The following is a 20,025-nucleotide window of genomic DNA, read 5'->3' on the forward strand; positions in this document are numbered from 1 at the left end:
AGCAACTTTATTCTCACCTAACAATATTTAGATAATGCCTAAAACGATTATCATCTGTCTAATAAGTAAAAAATAGAAAAAGAGGGTCTTTAGAAGTATATAATCATATACCTCTATGATGAGAAAGCTAAAGAAGGATGGATAGAGGTAGAACCTGAGTCGTTTTAAACAGTCACAGGATAATCCTATTTCGTTTTTGGAGAGTAGGCAACAATGCTTCTGATATGTAGGGTTAAGAAAACTTCCTTTATAGACCACTTTACATATTTTTATCAGACTACTTTTTACTTGGAATGTAAACATTATACAGTGAAGTAGCAATTACTTAGATCTTGATAATACGTGATTTTACTTAATTGCTTGATTTTTATTCTTAACAATAGAAATGGTTATGTATTAGAAATAGATATTCCTCTTATACTATAAAAAAGTTGAAGCGTAAAAGGCCCTCAACTTTTTTATAGTATAATAATAGATGAAATTTTAAAATTTATAATAGAGAAAGAAGAACCATATAAATCCTTGATGCGAAGAAAGCATGGTAAACCAGGCAATAACTCTATTGGGGGAAGTTCTACTAAAAAATGTTTAATAAACTATCCTTTTTTAATAATTACTTCTGATTGTATATTTTGGGTTGTTTTAACTTTATTTTTACCTATCCACCAGACTGAAATTGCGCTCACTATACCAGCAAATATGACATAAAGGCTGAGTAAGATGGGTGAGCCATTATTATAGCCTAACAATGCAGTCGCAATAATTGGCGTTAGACCGCTTGCGAAAATTCCTGAAAATTGATAAACGAAAGACATTCCAGTATATCTAACGGGGGCATCAAATAACTCTGCAAATAAAGCAGCTTCAGGACCATAGACAGAAGAATACAAGATTCCCAAAGGAATGATGAGTGACAACCAGATCAGAAGAATGTTGCCATTACTGTTCGACATTACCCAAAAAGCCGGAAGTGCAGAAAACCCTGTTACTAGGCTACCAATCAAATAGGTTCGAGTTCTTCCAACACGGTCTGATACATGACCGAATAGAGGAATGAAAAAGCACATGACAAATGCTGCGGCGGAAACGCCAAGTAATGCTTCGGTTCGTGACAAATCAAGGGAGCTTGTTAAATAGGTGATTGAAAAAACACCCATGACATTAAAGAAAACGCCGTCTATATATCGTGCACCCATGCCAGCAAGTACATTGCCGGTATTATTCTTCCACATGTCCTTTATAGGCATATTTGATTCGTTGTTGCGTTCTTTAACTTTTTTAAACTCCGGTGATTCCGAAACATTTAGTCGAATCCATAAACCTAAAAAAATTAATATGGAGCTTAGCCCGAAAGCGGTTCGCCATCCCCAAGTCATGAACTGACTGTCAGATAAAGTAGAAGAAAGGAGTCCTACAACGCCAGATGATAAAAGTAGGCCTATCGACAGTCCGATTTGTGGCAAGCTTGCATAAAGCCCTCTTTTTTTTAGTGGAGCATGTTCAAAAGTCATTAGTACAGCACCGCCCCATTCACCACCTAGCCCAATCCCTTGCAGGATTCGCAAAAGAAGCAAGCAGATGGGAGCCCATATGCCAATTTGGTTATATGTAGGTATTAGAGCGATTAATACCGTACTTCCGCCCATAATACCTAAGCTAGTTATCAACATACTTTTTCGGCCAATTTTGTCGCCGAAATGACCAAATATTATTCCTCCAATTGGACGAGCTACAAATCCCACTGCAAAAGTGGCATAGGCTAACAATGTGGATACAATTGGGTCTTCAACAGGAAAGTATAATTTATTAAATACAATTCCAGCTACTACACCGTATAGAAAAAAATCATACCACTCAATCGTAGAACCGATGAGGCTAGCTCCCACAACGCGTGAGAGTGTTTTATCCCTTGTTTTTCCCATCTTTTTCCCCTCCCTAACATAAATATAATCATATAATTGATTCCAAATGTGAAAATAAAGAAAAATTACAATATACCAATATAATTTTTATCATTCTAAGAAGGAGAAGGACAACCAGAAGGGTTGACCTCCTATATATAACGCTTTATTACTAGTATCCCAATTAGCAAAATTGACATCTCTTAAAACTTATCGCTTGAGTGAGTAAGCATCTTTCATGTGAGCTGTATTTGGTACATGCCTGACAGAGGTAAACTTATTTCAAACAGTTGGAAATCGGGAGTGCATATCTCTATAAAAGACGAACATATCGGTATACAGAACACCTATTTGAATTTCTCAGTGTCAGTTTATTTTTTTGTTTAATGAGTTTGTACTTATCTATTTAAGCTAATTGATTTCTTTATTTAGTATACGCTTTCATTTTATTGAGGTAGTTTATTTGTTAATAATTTCTGTTACAGTATGTGAATTTGTTTTAGAAAGCTTTTCAGCTAATAAGCAATAAATAACCTGTATGTCATGCTCTGTTGGAACCTTTCTATTGGTGGCTATGCCATTACCTGAAAGAGCGTCTGTAACCATTGTTGGGATATCAGCAATCAACTGTTGGGAGTCTATATATTTAAGTCCGTTATTCCAAATCCCGAACCTTTCATTATAGTCTTCAAGGATTTTAATTGCGTATAAAGACAGTTCATCTTTGCTCAGAGAAGGGGACGCACCTAAAGCAATTGCTATATCAGCAAATTGTTCCTTGCAGGAATCTAGACTGAATCTCATTACAAAAGGCATTAGTAAAGCTACGCTAAGACCATGGGGAATGTGGAAACGGGCACCTAACGATCTTCCTGTTGCATGGGCTAAATTTGTGGATGCATTCGAAAAAGCGATGCCTGCATAACAGCTTGCCAATATCATATCACTTCGTGCTTCGATATCTGAGCCATTCTCGAAAACTTTTGGAAGTGATCTTCCGATTATTTTAATAGCCTCAAGGGAAAATAGTTTGGTCATTACTGTCGCCCTGTTCGATAGAAGTCCTTCGATAGCGTGTGAAAGAGCATCGAGTCCAGTGTATACCGTAAAATTGGATGGTAGGCTTAAAGTTAATTCTGGATCTAGAATTGCCACATCCGGAACAAGGTCGGGATGACTAGGATTCATTTTTATATTCGTGCCAAGGTTGGTAATTACCATGATCTTAGTCACTTCTGATCCAGTTCCGGCCGTTGTAGGTACAGCAAAAAGCGGTAGACGATCTAACTTTTGATAATGCGGTATACTACTCCATTCTGTATCCATTTTTTTGCCGAAAACAGATAATGCTTTTGCTAAATCAATGGCACTGCCTCCCCCTATACCGATTACACAATCTCCCTGAAAAGCATTGAATTGTATTAGGGCATCTTCAACATTTTGCGTTGACGGTTCCCCTGAAAAATCTGTGAAAAATTTGCAGTCTATACCACTTTTCATTAAGATTTCTTTTACCTTTTCATGAAGGTTTAGCGGAGATTTAGCCAAGAAAGAATCCATGAGTATAAATACTTTTCTCCCACCTTTTGATGCAATGAGTTTATCTAAACTATTAATGGCACCATTTTCAATCAAAATATTTCGCGGCAAATCAAGTATAGCCATTTTACCACCCTTTTCTTAGTTTTTTTATGAAAGTCTTCTCAATTTTTTATCAAGCTTCAAAAAGTTTAGGATTCAGTACCTATTGATTTACTGATGCAAGAACTATGCCAAAGTTTAAATGTTCGTAATATTTAGAAAGTATATATCAACTTAAATAATAATGGTGTTGAATTGTCACCAACCTGGTAATAAAATGACTACAAAAGGAGAGTGGATAATGGTGGAAATAATTGAACTTTTAGAGAAGATTCAACAATTAGAGGCAATTAATAAACAAATGCGTACGATCATTGACTTTTCTTCAGATGGACTATATGTAGTGGATGAAGATGGAATCACTTTAGAAGTCAATAAGGCTTATGAAGAAATGACGGGAATAGATCGAAAAGAAGTTGTGGGAAAGGATATTAGAGATCTAGTTTTATTAGAGTATTTCGATCAATCGGCTGCATATATGGCATTACAATCTAAACAAACGACCACAATCATGCAAAGAATTAACAAATGTAAATATTTTGTGGCAACAGCTACTCCGGTATTTGACAGTTTCGACGAATCAAAGAAAAAAGTAAAGATGGTAGTTACCAGTGTTAGAGATATAACTTATTTGAATCATTTACAAAGTCAAACAAGAAAAATTGAACTTGATAAAGAAATTGAAGCAGAACAAAGAATTAATACTTCACAAATTGTTTTTAGAAGTAAGGAAATGCAAAATTTAATGGAAAAGGTAAAAAAGGTTGCTGCTTTCCCTACATCTGTACTCATCACGGGAGATTCCGGAACAGGAAAAGAAGTGTTAGCAAATTATATTCATCAGTATAGTCCTCAAAAAGATGCCCCCTTTATTAAAGTCAATTGTGCTGCGATTCCAGCTGAATTATTTGAGTCTGAATTATTTGGATATGCTGAAGGAGCCTTTACAGGGGCCAAAAAAGGAGGGAAGGCTGGTCTTTTTGAAAAAGCTAATACAGGCACCATACTCTTAGATGAAATTGGTGAACTACCATTGTTGATGCAAGCTAAATTGCTTCGTGTTCTTCAAGATCAAGCAATTACTCGAATAGGTGATTCGAAGCTAATTCCTCTTACGTTTCGGTTAGTTTGTTCTACCAATAAAGACCTCAGGGATCTTGTTAATAAAAAACAATTCAGAGAAGACTTGTGGTACCGAATTAATGTGATTCATTTGAATATTCCACCGTTATACAAGCGGAAATCCGACATTTTACCTCTTATAGACGTTTACCTTACAATGCTTTGTGAGAAGTACGGATTAAAAAAACAAATCATGCCTGAATCTTTAAAGATTATGGAAAGCTATCAATGGCCTGGTAATGTTCGTGAATTAAAAAATATTATAGAGTTTTTAGTAGTATCAACATCAGTACCATTCATAACCCCTAGAGACTTGCCAGAACATATAAGAGATAATTGGAAATTAGAAATTCCCCAAGAAAGTTTCCGCGATGAAACGTCAGATAATAATCTATTATCCATAAATAATCTTAATCTAAAGGAAGCCATGGCTCAATTTGAATCTCAGATGATCTTAAATGCCCTTCAATCTTCACAAAGCCTTAGAAAAGCTGCCATTAAGCTCGACATTGACCATGCAAATCTGATAAGGAGAATGAAACGTCTCGGAATCCAATTTTCATACAAAAGATAAGATTCTTAATTTTAGCAATAATATTCTTCATTTGAGTATTCACTCAGAATAGGTTTGGTTTGCAAGAATATACTCTTATGCTTTCTCGAACATATCTGATAGTTCTGGAAGAAATGTTGCTGACTGCACTTGATAATTCCGCGGTTTTTTACTTTGTCTCCCATTTTATTTTGATAATGGATTCTGAGAGTAGGACTATTTCTAAATAAGATTCTTTTTAACTTAATAGGAGGCTTAATACAATTATTGTCAGATTGCATGAATATTACGGTGATAAGGAGGGAAGAGAGCTTCTAGCAAGGAGTTCATTCTACTTTTATCAAAAAGCAGTGGCGGTAAAGACTAAATGTAACTTGAACGAATCTTGAATATTTGAACTTACAAATGAATGTTGTTCATATAGTTCAAGTATAAATATTTATATCGAAGGAGGAGAAAGCTATACTGGCTAATTTTTAGACTTTTTATTAAATTGTAATAGGAAGGTGACAAAATTAATGAAGGACTTCATTAAAATTATTGTGGGAAATATTTCAATGACCTTTGCCTATGCTTATTTGATCGTACCAAATGAAATTATTAATGGTGGTGTGACGAGTTCCGCGTTACTATTAAATGCCTTATCTGGCTATAACATAGCCATGCTTGCTAATTTTGTTACAGGACTATTATTAATTATATGTTTAGTTTTTCTAGGGAAAGAATACTTTTTCAAATCAATAGTAAGTTCCCTTAGTTATATGCTTTTTTTTAACTTATTTTATTCACTTAATATAAGCATTGATGTAAACATCATTGTAGTAATTATCATTTCTTCGATTTTGATAGCACTAGGATACTATTTATGTATAACAGCAAATGCATCCACTGTGGGGTTTGATGTTATAGCTTTAATTTTACATCACAAAAATAAAAAAATAGATATAGCAGCGACAATCAGGATAATTAATCTTATCGTACTATTATTGGGTCTGCTTGTTTATGGTTATACTTCGATCATTAAGGGTGTTGCGTTTACGCTGATCTTTTCGTCACTTTTAAAGAAAATGCTTAATAGAAATCAGAAGGCAGTATTGATAGATACCGAAGGGCAATTGGACAAAACAGCTAAAACGGAAAAATAGAATTACGAGATCAGGAGTCAGTCTGGTGTTTTGTAAACATTAAAATTATGTTCTTATAATGATTCTTGAACACTTGTCCAAATATTCTGATTTTTAAATTGACTTTAAAAAAGTCAGAGTGTATTATACACATAGAAAGTGGTACTAACATCATGACGTAGTGATGTTAGTTCCGTTTCGATTGTCATAATAAACTATATGGAGGAGGAAATAGGATAACAGAAAATCTAGAGCTTCGTCTCTTAGATTGCGGGAATAATATTAAGCAATAAGCTGAAAAGACCTATTCTTATGTGTCTACACACATAAGAATAACGCTAGTGTTTGTTTCGGAAATGTCTATTCATTGGTAAATCTTCACCGTTTTATGGTTATGTATGATTTTTTTCACTATTTTGTGAGTATGTAAGGGAAAGGTAGTTTATGTAGTTGTGTTAGAGTAGCCTGGCTTTTTAAGTAGATGTAAGCGTTATCAATAGGTGGTTCCCCAAATTACTGAAAGTTGGTGGAGGTTATGAAACATCAACAAGAAGAATTGAAACCTGGTCTTAAACAAAGACATTTAACAATGATATCTTTGAGTGGTGTAATAGGAGCTGGTTTATTCGTAGGAAGCGGTATTATTATTGGTCAAACAGGCCCCGGAGCGATTTTATCATACGTATTAGCAGGCTTAATCGTTGTTTTAGTCATGAGAATGCTCGGAGAAATGGCTACAGTAAACCCTAATACAGGATCTTTTGCTGTTTATGCAAGAGAAGGGATTGGTGAGTGGGCCGGTTTTACTACAGGTTGGTTATATTGGTTTTTTTGGGTTATTGTAATTGCACTAGAAGCAACAGCAGGGGCAGCGATAATACATGAGTGGCTTCCTTCAGTTCCAGTCTGGTTAATAAGTCTCTCATTAATAATTCTATTAAAACTAACAAATATATTTTCTGTTAAATCATTTGGCGAATTTGAATATTGGTTTTCTATTATTAAAATAGTCAGTATTATTCTATTCTTATGTCTAGGAGTAGCGGTGATTCTGGGTTTAATACCAACGATAAAGCCACCTGGCGCTTCTAATCTTTTGAACTTTGGTGGTTTTATTCCTAACGGGATTAGTTCAGTTCTTGTTGGTGTAGCGATTGTTTTTCACGCTTTCGTTGGAGTTGAGATTCCCGCCATTGCAGCTGGAGAGACTAGTGATCCAGTAAAGTCTGTAAGAAGTGCGTTAAATAGCGTGGTATGGCGAATACTTATTTTTTATATCGGCTCAATAGCTATACTAGTGACACTTTTGCCTTGGAATTCAGCATCCTTGCTTAAAAGTCCTTTTGTTGCTGTTCTTGAAATGATGGGTATTCCTTCGGCTGCTTTAATTATGAATATCGTAGTTCTAACGGCTTTGCTTTCCTGCTTAAATTCAGGACTTTATACGAGCTCTCGGATGTTATTTTCTCTTGCAAAAAAGGGTGATGCCCCAAAATTATTTTCAAAAGTGAGCAAGAATGGGGTCCCAGTTCTTGCAGTAATTGCAAGTACACTGTTTGCCTTTATTAGCACAATTTTTAGTTATATTTCTCCTGACAAAATATTTTTCTTTTTAGTAAATTCTTCTGGAGGAATTGGAATTCTTGTCTATCTAGCCATTGCGATTTCTCATCTCCGCTTAAGGAAAAGGATGGAAAAAGAGAATCCTGGGATTTTCAAGATTAAAATGTGGTTATTTCCATATTTAACTTATGCAACCATCATTTCTATGATTTCCGTTTTAATATTAATGGCATTTATAGATTCACAGCGTCCACAGTTTATTTTTACGATGCTATTCAGTTTTATAGTTATAGGTTCTTTCTTTTTATTTCGACGAAAAAAAGCGAAGTATATGGAGAATGAATTAAATATTGTTCCTAGCCCCCCTAATTCTGAGAAATTCTAAATATAATTAATCTAAACTACTACGCAATCAATAGACATTGGTAAAATGACAATTGCAAAGCTATACGGATTCAACTTAACCAATTAAAATCAGTATATTTATTGCTACGTTTGCTTCTATGGATTTCCTCAGATGAACATTCTTCAAATATCAGCATTATTTAGCTAGACTATATGATTCCCTTAATATTTATCTGTAAAAAGTACTTAATAGAATTCAGTTTCAGGTAAATCATATTGTCTTACTCTATAATAAATGAGACATTCCTTCATTGTCAGTCCACAATTACCGCAAAGTCTCAAGAGGACTTTACGTGCTTTTTTAGAATAAGCCCTTTTTGTGAGGGATCAATAAATTGGGAGGGGGAAACAGCTTGGAAAGTACAAATGAACTAAATGGGAAGGTTCAGGCAGTTATATTTGATTGGGCTGGCACAACGGTTGATTATGGTTGTTTTGCACCGGTCCAAGTGTTTGTAGAAGTATTTAGTATAAGGGGGATTGATATTACCATTGAGGAAGCAAGAAAACCAATGGGCTTATTAAAAATTGACCACATAAGGGAACTCCTGAAAATGACTAGGATCTCGAATTTATGGGTTACAGCATTTGGGAAAGAACCAAATGAAAAAGATGTAAATGCTCTATATAGGGACTTTGAGGATTTGTTATTCAAGGTTCTCCAAAATTACGCCAAGCCTGTACCTGGTTTAATTGAACTCGTTAGCAGTTTAAGACAACAAGGAATAAAAATCGGTTCAACAACTGGCTATACTCGTGAAATGATAGATGTTGTAGCAGGAGAGGCAAAAAAGTGGGGCTATCAACCAGACTCTATTGTCGCGTCTTCAGAAGTGCCTACAGGACGTCCTGCTCCTTGGATGTGCTTTCAAACAGCTATTAACCTACAAGTATATCCACTAAGTAAGATTGTAAAGGTTGGTGATACAATCAGTGACATCAAAGAGGGGATTCATGCTGGAATGTGGACTGTTGGTGTATTAAAAGGCGGCAGCGAAATAGGCCTTTCTGAACAAGAAATCAACGAAATGGATCCGTATGAGCTCAAAAAGCGAATGAAGAATGCTGAAAATCGTTTTCTAAATGCAGGTGCCGACTTCGTTATTGATGAAATAGGAGATTTATTAGAAATAATTGATAGAATTAATTACAGAGTGACAGAAAAAAAAGAAACTTTTATCGGGGGCTAAAACAGATATATTAATAAAAAATGTGATATTACCACTTTTATCTGTATGTGCAAGAATATTAATTTTAAATAAATTCAAAATATTCAATTTATTCATTGACTGTTCGATGGAATGGTAGTATTATACATCTTATAACTGGTACGGACGTTGCAACGTCATTATCAGAAATACATTAAAGTTAAGGAGAATGTGCAATGGTCGAAACAAAAATGTTAAGAGGAACGAAAGTAAAAATGACACCAAGTGAAGCTATTGTTGAGACATTAGTGGCAGAGGGAGTCAAACATATATCGGGAATTCTAGGTTCTGCTTTTATGGATATGCTTGATTTATTGCCAACAGCAGGCATTCGATTTATTGGAGTTCGACATGAACAAAGTGCTGCTCATATGGAAGATGCTTATTGTCGTGTCTCAGGTGTTGCTGGGGTTGTTATCGGTCAAAACGGACCTGGAATGACCAATATGGTAACCTCTGTAGCAGCGGCCAATCAAGCTCATACTCCTATGGTAGTAATATCTCCTTCAGCAGGTACACCAACAGTTGGATGGGATGGTTTTCAGGAATGTGATCAGGTTTCCATTTTCAAGGCCATCACAAAAGAAACTGTGAGAGTGACCCACCCAGGTCGAGTCGCTGATTGTCTACGGACAGCATTTCGAATTGCTTATGCTGAAAGAGGACCTGTATTATTTGATATCCCTCGTGATTATTTCTATGGTGAAGTGGAGGATCAAATTCTTCAACCACATCAATATCGCGTAGATTCACGAGGATGCGGGTCATCTGAATCCTTGGATAGAGCAGCTGAAATTTTAGCTGAGGCTGAGTATCCAGTTATTATTTCAGGTAGAGGGACAGTTGATTCAGATGGTATTGAGGAAATTAAGAATATAGCAGAACACTTGACAGCTCCGGTAGCTGTATCCTATATGCATAATGATGCATTTCCTGCAGATCATCCGTTAGCTGTTGGCCCAATAGGATATATGGGATCTAAAGCTGCTATGAATACACTAAAGAAAGCAGATGTTATTTTAGCGGTTGGCACAAGATTATCCGTATTTGGAACATTACCATGCTATGACATTGATTATTTCCCTAAAGATGCAAAAATAATTCAAATAGATATTAATCCAAGACAAATCGCTAGAACTCACCCAGTTGAAGTTGGTATTATCGGTGATGCTCGTGAAGCTAGTCGAGAAATTATGAAACGGTTAAAGGAAATTAAACCTAACCTAAAACAAGAAAAAGCGCGGATGGTAGAGGTAACAAATGAAAAACAAAAATGGGAAGAAGAACTAGTAGAACTTGCGATGATAGATGGGACGCCAATTAACCCGCGTCGCGCCCTCTTAGAATTAACAAAAGTGTTACCTGAGAATGCTATTGTTTCAACAGATATTGGTAATGTATCATCAACTGCAAACGCTTACTTGAAATTTAACCAGAGTCGTAGACACATCGCTGCCCTTACATTCGGAAACACCGGTTTTGCTTATCCATCTGCACTTGGTGCCAAATTAGCTGAGCCGAATACACCTGTTTTAGCAATCGTTGGAGATGGAGCATGGGGAATGAGCTTACATGAAGTAAGTACAGCAGTTGAAGAAAACATTCCAGTCATCGCGTGCGTCTTTAATAATAATGCATGGTGTGCAGAGAAAAAGAACCAAGTCGATTTTTATAATAATCGTTTTGTTGGGGCAGATATCCAAAATCCAGATTTTGCAGAAGTTGCTCGTTCGATGGGGGCAGTTGGAATTAGAGTGGAAAAACCTGAAGAATTAGGACCTGTCATAGAAGCGGCAATAAAATCAAACAAACCAACCGTCATTGATATTCAGGTGGATGGAACCCAATTAGCGCCTCCATTTAGAAAAGACGCTTTAAAAATGCCTACTAGATTATTAGAAAAGTACGCTCATTTAGATCATAAAAACTGGGATAAATAATTACTAAAAAAGAATGTTATAACGGACGCGATACTTAATGGATGTATTTTGAGTTATCGCGTCTATTTACTACTTAACATCAATATTTTCATACTCTTGTTTTCTATTTTGAGTTGGATCGGTATAGGTAACTTAACTAAAATTCATTTCAATAAATAAAAAGGGGGTTTCAATATTGAAATTAGAAACTGAAACGAAAGACCTTGTTCAAATGGATAAAGATCATTTATGGCATGCGATGCATCGTTATAACGAAAAGGAAAGTCCCATGATTGCAACGGAAGGAAGCGGCTCATGGTTTACCGATACAAAAGGCGATAAATATTTAGATGGGGTTTCTGGATTATGGTGCTTGAATTTAGGCCATGGACGAAAAGAAATTGCTCAAGCAGCGTATGAGCAAATGGTGAATTTATCTTACTTCCCATTAACTTTAAGCCATAAGCCAGCTATTGAACTATCTTCTAAAATAAGTGAACATTTAAAAGGTTCATATACAACTTTTTTCACTAACAGTGGATCTGAAGCGAATGAGACCGCTTTTAAAATCGCTCGCCAATATCATTCTCAAAATGGAAACCCGGGGAAATACAAATTCATCTCTAGGTATCGAGCCTATCATGGTAATACCTTCGGTGCTTTAAGTGCAACAGCTCAGGCGAATCGGAGAGTGAAATATGACCCAGCGGTTCCGGGTTTTCTGCATGTGCCACCACCATATAGTTATCGAAGCCCATTTGGAGAAAACGCAGAGAACTCTGACCTCCTTGCAGCAGAATATCTTGATCAGGTTATTAACTTTGAAGGATCAGAGACTGTAGCTGGCGTTATACTTGAACCATTCATTTCAGGCGGCGGGGTCCTTATCCCTTCAAAAGAGTACTTAACAAAAGTTTCGGAAATTTGTAAGAAGCATGATGTTCTTTTAATTGTGGATGAAGTGGTTTCAGGTTTTGGCAGAACAGGAAAAATGTTTGGATTTATGCACTCTGATGGGGTTCAACCTGATATTGTAACAATGGCAAAGGGATTGACCAGCGGTTATCTTCCACTAGGAGCAACAGCTGTGAACTCTAGGATTTATGAAAAATTTAAGGAGAATGGAAATTTAAATCATTTTAGACATGTGTCAACCTACGGAGGTCACCCTGCATCTTGCGCAGTTGCCCTCAAGAACATTGAAATTATCGAAAATGAAAATATTGTTCAACGAGTATCTGAACTCAGTGAATCAACACTAAGTGAACTCTTTGAATTGACTGCTCTAGAAAAAGTTGGAGAAGTGCGTGGAATTGGATTTTTATATGGAATTGAACTAGTAGAAGATAAAAAATCAAAAACACCTGTATCTGAAGAGCTAATGGGAAAGGTAATTGGGGCTTGTAAGAAAAAAGGCCTGATTATTGGCCGAAACGGAGATACCGTTCCTGGATACGGGAATGTATTAATTATTGCACCGCCTTTATCCTCAACTGTTGAAGATTTACACTTTGTCATTGAAACTGTTAAATCTGTTTTGTATGAATTGTGTTAACCCTTAATGTAGATAAAGGCTTCAGATAACTTTATTGGTCACGATTAAAGTGGGCATGATATGTCTAACTGTTTTGACATCCATGTCCGTTTTTTTTATATAAATGCTGATAGACTAATACAAAAGCGGAGGTATTATGGTATCTCAAGAAAAGTTATTGGTAATACTTGCGCATCCTGATGATGAGTCATTTCTTTGTGGAGGAACGATCGCCAAAATTTCTAAACTTGGTGTACAGGTAACCTTACTTTGCGCAACAAAAGGTGAGATGGGCAGGCGTATGGGCAATCCCATTCTTACAACGAGAGAATCATTGCCGAAATTACGAGAACTAGAGTTAAAAAACGCATGCGAAGTATTAGGGATTAACGACCTGCGGTATTTAAATTTAAGGGATAAAACAATTGAGTTTGAAGATATAGATTTATTAGTGGAGCGAATTGTAAAAGTGATTCGAGAAATTAAACCTCAAGTAATAGTAACGTTTAATGAGAAATATGGGGGACATCCAGACCATTGTGCAATTGGTCGTGCAGCGACATTAGCATTTTCAAAATCAGGTGATTCAGATTTTTATCCAGATTCTGTTTTCTCTGCCTTTAAGGCTCAGAGACTGTACTTTGTCCTTTGGCATACATATTATGAAAAATGGATAAAAGAGAGCATGCTGAAAAGTGTGACTAAAATAAATATCTCAGAAACTCTGCAAAAAAAGATTCGGGCTTTAAGGTCTCATCGTTCCCAAACTTTAGCCGTTCCTGAATTATGGGATAATCAAAAACCTACTTTACCTTTTTTAAAAGAATACGAGTATTTTATTAAAGGAAATCCTCCCTATATTATAGAAGAAACTGATCTTTTTCAAACAATAGAAATGTAGCGATGATCCATGATTTTTAAAGCAAACCGGGTTACAAGTGGTCTTAATTTTATCTGGAAAGGGGGAAGGAATGAATGCAATTAGAAAAATATAAGCCCCTAGAGGAAACAAGTGAGGAACAACAAAATTCAAAATTACCTCTTCAAGAAAAGAAATCAAGCTTACTATTGTGGATTGGTGGTATTGCTTTTACATTTTTTATCGCACTTTTAGGTTTGGGGCTGTCTAAAATTACAGGATTTGATCGAATTGGACCGCTTGCTTGCTCAATTATTATTGCGGTCATTTATCGCCAAATTGCAGGCTATCCTGAAAAATTCCGTAAGGGCATTGAATTTTCCGCTAAAAAACTTCTCCGTTTTGCAATTATTTTATATGGTTTGAAATTAAATATTGATGTGATTTTTAATCAAGGTTTGCCATTATTGGTTCGTGACATAGGAACCGTAGCTTTTGCGATAATCGTAATGGTTCTGATTGCAAAGTGGTTAAAAGCTGATCCTTCAATTTCGCTTCTTCTCGCGGTAGGAACGGGTGTGTGCGGTGCAGCAGCAATCGCAGCAATATCTCCTATCGTGAAAGCAAAAGAAGAAGATACGGCCATAGGTGTAGGTATAATCGCCTTAATGGGGACACTTTTTTCTATAATTTATACCCTAATACGACCTATCCTTCCGATATCAGCGATGGATTATGGTATATGGTCTGGTATCAGTCTTCATGAAATAGCTCATGTTGCATTGGCAGGAGCCCCAGCAGGTGAAGATGCGCTAGCTATTGCGCTATTGGCTAAATTAGGTCGTGTCTTTTTACTTATCCCATTATGCTTCATTTTTATGTATTGGATGAAAAAACGTTCTTCGGAAAAAACGGGTAAAGATGCAAAAATTGATTTTCCATGGTTCCTCGTTGGTTTTATTATGATGAGTTTAATTGGAAGCTATGTGTTTGGAACATATATCTCAGTTTCTCCAATCGTAATTGAGGGTATTTCTAAAACTACTACATTTATTTTGACTATGGCTATGATTGGTCTTGGACTTAATGTCAGTTTGCAGGCTCTTCGTACAAAAGCCATGCGTCCACTTTTGGCAATGACCATTACCTCGTTGCTTCTTTCTATAATCTCGTACTTTATAGTCTAGAGCTAGAGGATCTTATAATTGGAGAGGGCAGCCTTCCAGTGTTGTCTATAGATTCACAAGGGTATTATTGAATACAGATGACATCATACGGAAGTGAGGGTATTTTTTGAACGAAAACATCTTTTCCCATTTTCAACTGTACCCTGAATAGTTGGCACTATTCAGGGTTTTCTATATCCATAGATACTCGTTTAATTCATGCGAAGAGTATGAACATAGGAAATTATTTATAATAATCATTGGAACCGTTTAGAGACCAAACAATGTACAAAACTTTTCTGATTGTTCGAAAGTGAGAGTTGTAATAGAACACAAGACAGGGAACATCTCACGTTAATTTCAAAACTAGACAAGTATAAGAATCAATTGATACCGATTTATTTGAATATTATTACAATTTGGTTTACAATATAATCACTGATACGAACATCACAATGTCTTTTTCTGTTTGGAGGAAATTTTATGGAGCTAGACTTTAACAATCCAATCCCATTACATGTTCAATTAAAAATAATATTAGAAGACCAAATTTTACAAGGTTATTATAAGGACAAGATCCCAAGTGAAAGAGAACTCATGGATATGTATTCTGTTAGTAGAAGCACTGTAAGAGAAGCTGTATCTATTTTAGTTCGTGATGGGATATTAGAAAAAAGGCATGGTAAGGGGACATTTGTATCTCTTAAACCAGTTCAAGAATGGCTTAAAATGATTAGTTTTACTGAGACGACTAAAAATATGGGGATTAAATTACTAAATCATGGTCGTGTATTGACTCCTGAAAATATAGCCGATGCAAATGGGTTTGAGGATGAATCATACCATATTAAGAGGCTACGGTTAAAGGGGGATTTACCAATCGCAATTGAATTGCATTACTATTCTTTAGAACTTGGACAAAAATTAACGAAATTTGATTTAAGTACTACTGTTTTGTATGATGCGCTCGAAGGTGATCTAAACATTAACTTTTGTGAAGCAGAACAAATTATAACATGCGGATTTCCAACTAAAGAAGATGCTGAACATTTAGGTATATCCGAAACTATGTGCTTGCTAATTACAGAACGAATGATTTTTGATTCTGACGGTAATTTAGTAGAATATTATAAAGGTTTATTCCGATCAGATATGTACTCATTTGCGATGAAAATGTCCCGAAAGAACAACTAATTTTGTAAATGTATTAATAAGTATTACTGACTGGATAAAATAACCTAAGCCTTTCTAAGAAAGTAGAGAGGCTTAGGTTATTTTTGGTTCTCTAATCTTTAATGTAGATTTAGATGGTTTTGAACAGATAAAAACGAAAGTCAAGTTATTCCTTTAAAGGGCCTGATTGACCTACCTGAGGCACTTATTATGCATTTGATTTTCCACCCAAGCATTTAAGTTTGTTTCTAGGGTTTTAATTGTTAGTATAGAATTGAAACTTCATCAAGAAAGGACAAATTTTAAATGTCAAATATACAAATACCTGTATCGGTCTTAAATTTGGCCCCTATTCGCAAAGGGCAGGGGGCAAAAGAAGCCATTGATGCAATGGTTGATTTGGCGCAAGCCACTGAGAAAATGGGTTATAAACGATATTGGGTTGCAGAGCATCATAATACGCCAACACTAGTGAGCTCAGCTACTTCGATTTTAATTAAACATATCTTGGAACATACAGAACACATACGAGTTGGGTCTGGCGGAATTATGCTGCCTAACCATTCTCCTTTGGTAGTAGCCGAACAATTTGGAACCATGGCAACTATCTATCCTAATCGATTGGACTTGGGTCTTGGCCGGGCTCCTGGTACAGATATGATGACCGCAAGTGCATTGAGACGTTCTCAAAATGATTCAGTCTACACATTTCCAAAAGATGTAAAGGATTTGCTTGCTTATTTTGGGCCCGAAGAGCTTCAAGGTTATATAAAAGCTTATCCAGGTGTTGGCACGAATCTTCCGATTTATATCCTCGGTTCATCAACGGATTCAGCGGTTTTAGCAGCTAAATTAGGTTTGCCGTATGTATTTGCTTCCCACTTTGCACCAAGGTATATGGATGAAGCCATTTCAATTTATCGTAATCAATTCCAGCCATCAGAATATCTGGACTCTCCATATATGATAGTATGTCTTAATGTGATTGCAGCAGAAAGTGATGAAGAGGCCAAATTTGAATCGACGACGATGCAGCAATTTTTCTTGAATGTTGTGCGAGGCTCACGAACGCTGTTAAGTCCTCCTATTGAAAACATGGATCACATTTGGAGTCAGCCAGAGAAAGAAATGGCTACATCGATGTCCAGTGTGACTTTGTTAGGAAGTAAACTTTCGATACGAGAACAGTTAACGAGTTTTCAAGAGAAGTATAACGTGGACGAAATCATGGCCGTATCTTATATTTATAATCCTGACAAACAAAAACGTTCTTATGAACTTTTAAAAGAAGTGGTTGATGGCAATTAACGAATGAAAGTAAAAAGTAAACCCTGTCTACGCGATAGGGTTTGCTTTTTACTAGAAGGACCATATCGTAGATTGGACTGTTATTCAACAATCGGGGCGCTATAGTTGAAGATTATTGTATAAGCTAACTTCCTATGCGAAATACTTTTTGCTTACATAGAACAGGATATTGGCAATTAAAAAGTTTTTATACTCAAAATAAATAGTTTGAGAATCAACTTTTGTTAATTAAAGCTATTTTAGTTTTTCTTGAGGATTAGCATTCAGCTATCATTATAATTTTATATTACTTTATTGATATTCTTAAGCAGCTACCATAAATGACTCCTGGAGAGTCGATGAAACGTATATCAAGTAAAAGGTCAATGAATGTATCTGTATCGTGCAGTGGATTCCAAAGGAAACACGATTGATTTTTATCTCAGTAAAACAAGAGACAAAAAGGCTGCAAACACTTCTTCAAGAAAGCTTAACGGTCTTTTCATGTTTCTAAACCTCGCGTCATTACGTAAAATGGGGATTAGGTGGATAAATTCAAGGTTATACATACTCTATACTTTCGGATTCAATAGTATTTTGCTTGAGCACCAAAACAGATGGTGAGTATAAGGTTAAGGCGAATGAATATCACTGATTTACTTATTTTTTCTGTGGTTTTAGGTTGTCTTTAAGGCAGCTTTTTCATTATTAAACTGAGGGAGTTCAAGATTGCATGTTGATCTTTGTTCATGCCAGATTTGTGGACTAAAGATTATTGTGCAAACTAAAGGATAATTCTTTGCAAATAAAAACCATCCTATATCGAATGGTTTTTATCTGTATCACTATTTGCTGATGGATTAGGGTTATTACCAATTAATAGGACGAAGTAATTGAGAATTGGCCCTCCTAAACAAACGGTTAATAGAGTTCCGATACCAATTGGTCCATTGAATGTGATTGCCATTACTAAGAAAACAAGATAAATTAATGTTTTTGAAAACAGTATATTCATTCCAGTTAAATCTTGAATGATGAACATTAAACGGTCTACAGGAATTGGAGCAAAATTTGCATGTAAGTAGATAGCTGTTCCTAGTCCTATAACAACTAATCCAACCCCTAAACAAACAAGTTTAATGAGTATTTGTTCTGGCTGAACCAAGTTATGTAATAAAAAAAGCCATATATCAATTCCAAGACCTGTTATAAAAGCTGTTAGTAAACCAAAAAATTCTGGTCTTTGTCTTTTTAAAAGTGAATTACAAAATATCATAATAAATGCTATTATAAATTCCCAGCTTCCAACCGTTAGTCCGACTTGTATAGAAAGGCCGACCAAAAGGGCATCAAATGGTGATGTACCAAGACCTGATTGTATGGTTAAAGAACAACCAAGGGCTAATATTATGATTCCTAACACATAGAGGATAAATTTCGTGTTACTCACATTTAACACATTTATTCATTAGCTAATTCTTTTATCATTAAAATATGTGGACTACCATCTTCCATAAAAACATTTGATGAAGTTTGATAGCCGAGTTTTTTATAAAAACCCTCTGCTTGTGTTTGCCCATGTAATTTAACCTGGGATATTTCCTTTTCTTTTGCGATTTCTTCTAATGTTTTAATAATTATTTTTCCAAGACCAAATTTACGGTAAGGCTCTAAGATACAAATTCTCTCCAATTTACCTAAACCATCAACAACTCTTAACCTTCCAGTTCCGACAGGTTTTTCATTATAATAGACTAAAATATGTTCTGATAGTCCATTAAGTGTATCAAATTCATCAAATTCATCTTTTAATGAGAAACCTTGTTCCTCAACAAATACTTCTTTTCTGATATGAAAAGCATTTTTTAAATCGCTATCTACTGTTATTCTCTTTGAATCCAATGATCTTCCTCCCTTTTCTAGATTTATTTAATTGTACAAGTCATAATAACTTTATGACCTTTTATTAGTATAAATGAAATTATTTTTGTTGTAAATACAACAAAAAAGTTAGGGGTGTTTTTTTGATGAAGGAAATACTTCGTGAAATTGGAATGATAGCAAGGGCATTGGACTCTATAAGTAATATAGAATTTAAAGAATTTGACCTTACAAAAGGGCAGTATTTGTATCTTGTTCGAATATGTGAAAATCCCGGAATCATTCAAGAAAAGGTAGCAGAAATGATAAAGGTTGACCGCACGACAGCAGCTCGTGCAATTAAAAAACTGGAGATTCAAGGTTTTATTGAAAAGAAAAATGATGATAACAACAAAAAAATTAAAAAGTTATATCCAACTGATAAGGGCGAAAATGTTTATCCCTTTTTAAAGAAAGAAGGAGAGTATACCGACAAGGTTGCATTATCTGGATTTTCTTTTGAAGAAACAGAAACAATATTTCATCTTCTTCAAAAGGTCAGAAAAAATATTGAGGTAGATTGGGAATTCGTAAAAAAAGGAAATAAAAGGGGGTATTGATATAGGCTTATATATTATCCCTGCTTCATAGATGACTAAACGGGGCATTAGGTGAAGCAACATAAGCTAATTTGCATCTGTACTTCTAAG

At 35.5% G+C, this 20,025-nt stretch carries 15 protein-coding genes and 1 pseudogene; 12 read left to right on the forward strand and 4 right to left on the reverse strand.

Translation table 11 applies throughout. From position 1 onward, the window contains the following. Window positions 1-596 precede the first annotated feature (596 nt). Both NST21_RS12015 and NST21_RS12020 read right to left on the reverse strand, forming a co-directional pair. A complete protein-coding gene (locus tag NST21_RS12015; protein ID WP_340889303.1) occupies window positions 597-1,922 on the reverse strand; it encodes an MFS transporter in 1,326 nt (441 codons plus the stop codon). 438 nt (window positions 1,923-2,360) lie between these two features. Further along, a complete protein-coding gene (locus NST21_RS12020) occupies window positions 2,361-3,566 on the reverse strand; it encodes an iron-containing alcohol dehydrogenase (protein ID WP_340889304.1) in 1,206 nt (401 codons plus the stop codon). A gap of 217 nt (window positions 3,567-3,783) precedes the next feature. On the opposite strand from NST21_RS12020, the gene NST21_RS12025 reads away from it, so the two are divergent. The 11 genes and pseudogenes from NST21_RS12025 to NST21_RS12075 all read left to right on the forward strand — a co-directional run. Beyond that, complete coding sequence (locus tag NST21_RS12025) at window positions 3,784-5,238, forward strand: sigma-54 interaction domain-containing protein (protein WP_340889305.1); 1,455 nt, start codon at window positions 3,784-3,786, stop codon at window positions 5,236-5,238. 497 nt (window positions 5,239-5,735) lie between these two features. Further along, window positions 5,736-6,362, forward strand: a complete 627-nt coding sequence (locus NST21_RS12030) for a YitT family protein (protein WP_340889306.1) — start codon at window positions 5,736-5,738, stop codon at window positions 6,360-6,362. 514 nt (window positions 6,363-6,876) lie between these two features. Then, window positions 6,877-8,289, forward strand: coding sequence for an amino acid permease (locus NST21_RS12035; protein WP_340889307.1), 1,413 nt, complete (start codon window positions 6,877-6,879; stop codon window positions 8,287-8,289). Window positions 8,290-8,662: 373 nt separating this feature from the next. Next, the gene (phnX, locus tag NST21_RS12040; RefSeq protein ID WP_340889309.1) at window positions 8,663-9,499 is read left to right on the forward strand and encodes a phosphonoacetaldehyde hydrolase; all 837 of its coding nucleotides are present in this window, start codon (window positions 8,663-8,665) and stop codon (window positions 9,497-9,499) included. Between the two features lie 194 nt (window positions 9,500-9,693). Then, the gene (xsc, locus tag NST21_RS12045; RefSeq protein WP_056520978.1) at window positions 9,694-11,457 is read left to right on the forward strand and encodes a sulfoacetaldehyde acetyltransferase; all 1,764 of its coding nucleotides are present in this window, start codon (window positions 9,694-9,696) and stop codon (window positions 11,455-11,457) included. Between the two features lie 175 nt (window positions 11,458-11,632). After that, window positions 11,633-12,991: an aminotransferase gene (locus NST21_RS12050; protein ID WP_176527411.1), complete on the forward strand. Its 1,359-nt coding sequence runs from the start codon at window positions 11,633-11,635 to the stop codon at window positions 12,989-12,991. A gap of 136 nt (window positions 12,992-13,127) precedes the next feature. After that, on the forward strand, window positions 13,128-13,871 hold the full coding sequence (locus NST21_RS12055) for a PIG-L family deacetylase (RefSeq protein ID WP_340889313.1): 744 nt from the start codon (window positions 13,128-13,130) through the stop codon (window positions 13,869-13,871). A gap of 74 nt (window positions 13,872-13,945) precedes the next feature. After that, the gene (locus tag NST21_RS12060) at window positions 13,946-15,016 is read left to right on the forward strand and encodes a YeiH family protein (RefSeq protein WP_340889315.1); all 1,071 of its coding nucleotides are present in this window, start codon (window positions 13,946-13,948) and stop codon (window positions 15,014-15,016) included. 462 nt (window positions 15,017-15,478) lie between these two features. Further along, window positions 15,479-16,189 carry a GntR family transcriptional regulator gene (locus NST21_RS12065; RefSeq protein ID WP_340889316.1) on the forward strand — a complete coding sequence of 237 codons (711 nt, stop codon included), beginning with the start codon at window positions 15,479-15,481 and terminating at the stop codon, window positions 16,187-16,189. A 285-nt stretch (window positions 16,190-16,474) separates the two neighbouring features. After that, on the forward strand, window positions 16,475-17,476 hold the full coding sequence (locus NST21_RS12070) for an LLM class flavin-dependent oxidoreductase (protein ID WP_056520984.1): 1,002 nt from the start codon (window positions 16,475-16,477) through the stop codon (window positions 17,474-17,476). Window positions 17,477-17,795: 319 nt separating this feature from the next. Continuing rightward, a pseudogene (locus NST21_RS12075) lies at window positions 17,796-17,946 on the forward strand (DDE-type integrase/transposase/recombinase); the annotation flags it as partial. A 326-nt stretch (window positions 17,947-18,272) separates the two neighbouring features. Here NST21_RS12075 and NST21_RS12080 read toward each other — a convergent pair. Continuing rightward, window positions 18,273-18,914 (reverse strand): YczE/YyaS/YitT family protein, encoded by a 642-nt coding sequence (locus NST21_RS12080; RefSeq protein WP_445670507.1) that lies wholly within the window; start codon window positions 18,912-18,914, stop codon window positions 18,273-18,275. A gap of 2 nt (window positions 18,915-18,916) precedes the next feature. Beyond that, entirely contained in the window at window positions 18,917-19,357 is a 441-nt protein-coding gene (locus NST21_RS12085) for a GNAT family N-acetyltransferase (RefSeq protein ID WP_340889319.1), read from the reverse strand. Window positions 19,358-19,482: 125 nt separating this feature from the next. Between NST21_RS12085 and NST21_RS12090 the strand changes: the two genes are divergently transcribed. Next, window positions 19,483-19,935, forward strand: coding sequence for a MarR family winged helix-turn-helix transcriptional regulator (locus NST21_RS12090; protein ID WP_340453663.1), 453 nt, complete (start codon window positions 19,483-19,485; stop codon window positions 19,933-19,935). Window positions 19,936-20,025: the final 90 nt, after the last annotated feature.

This window comes from Peribacillus sp. FSL K6-1552 (genome assembly GCF_038005205.1).
GTDB lineage: Bacteria > Bacillota > Bacilli > Bacillales > DSM-1321 > Peribacillus > Peribacillus butanolivorans.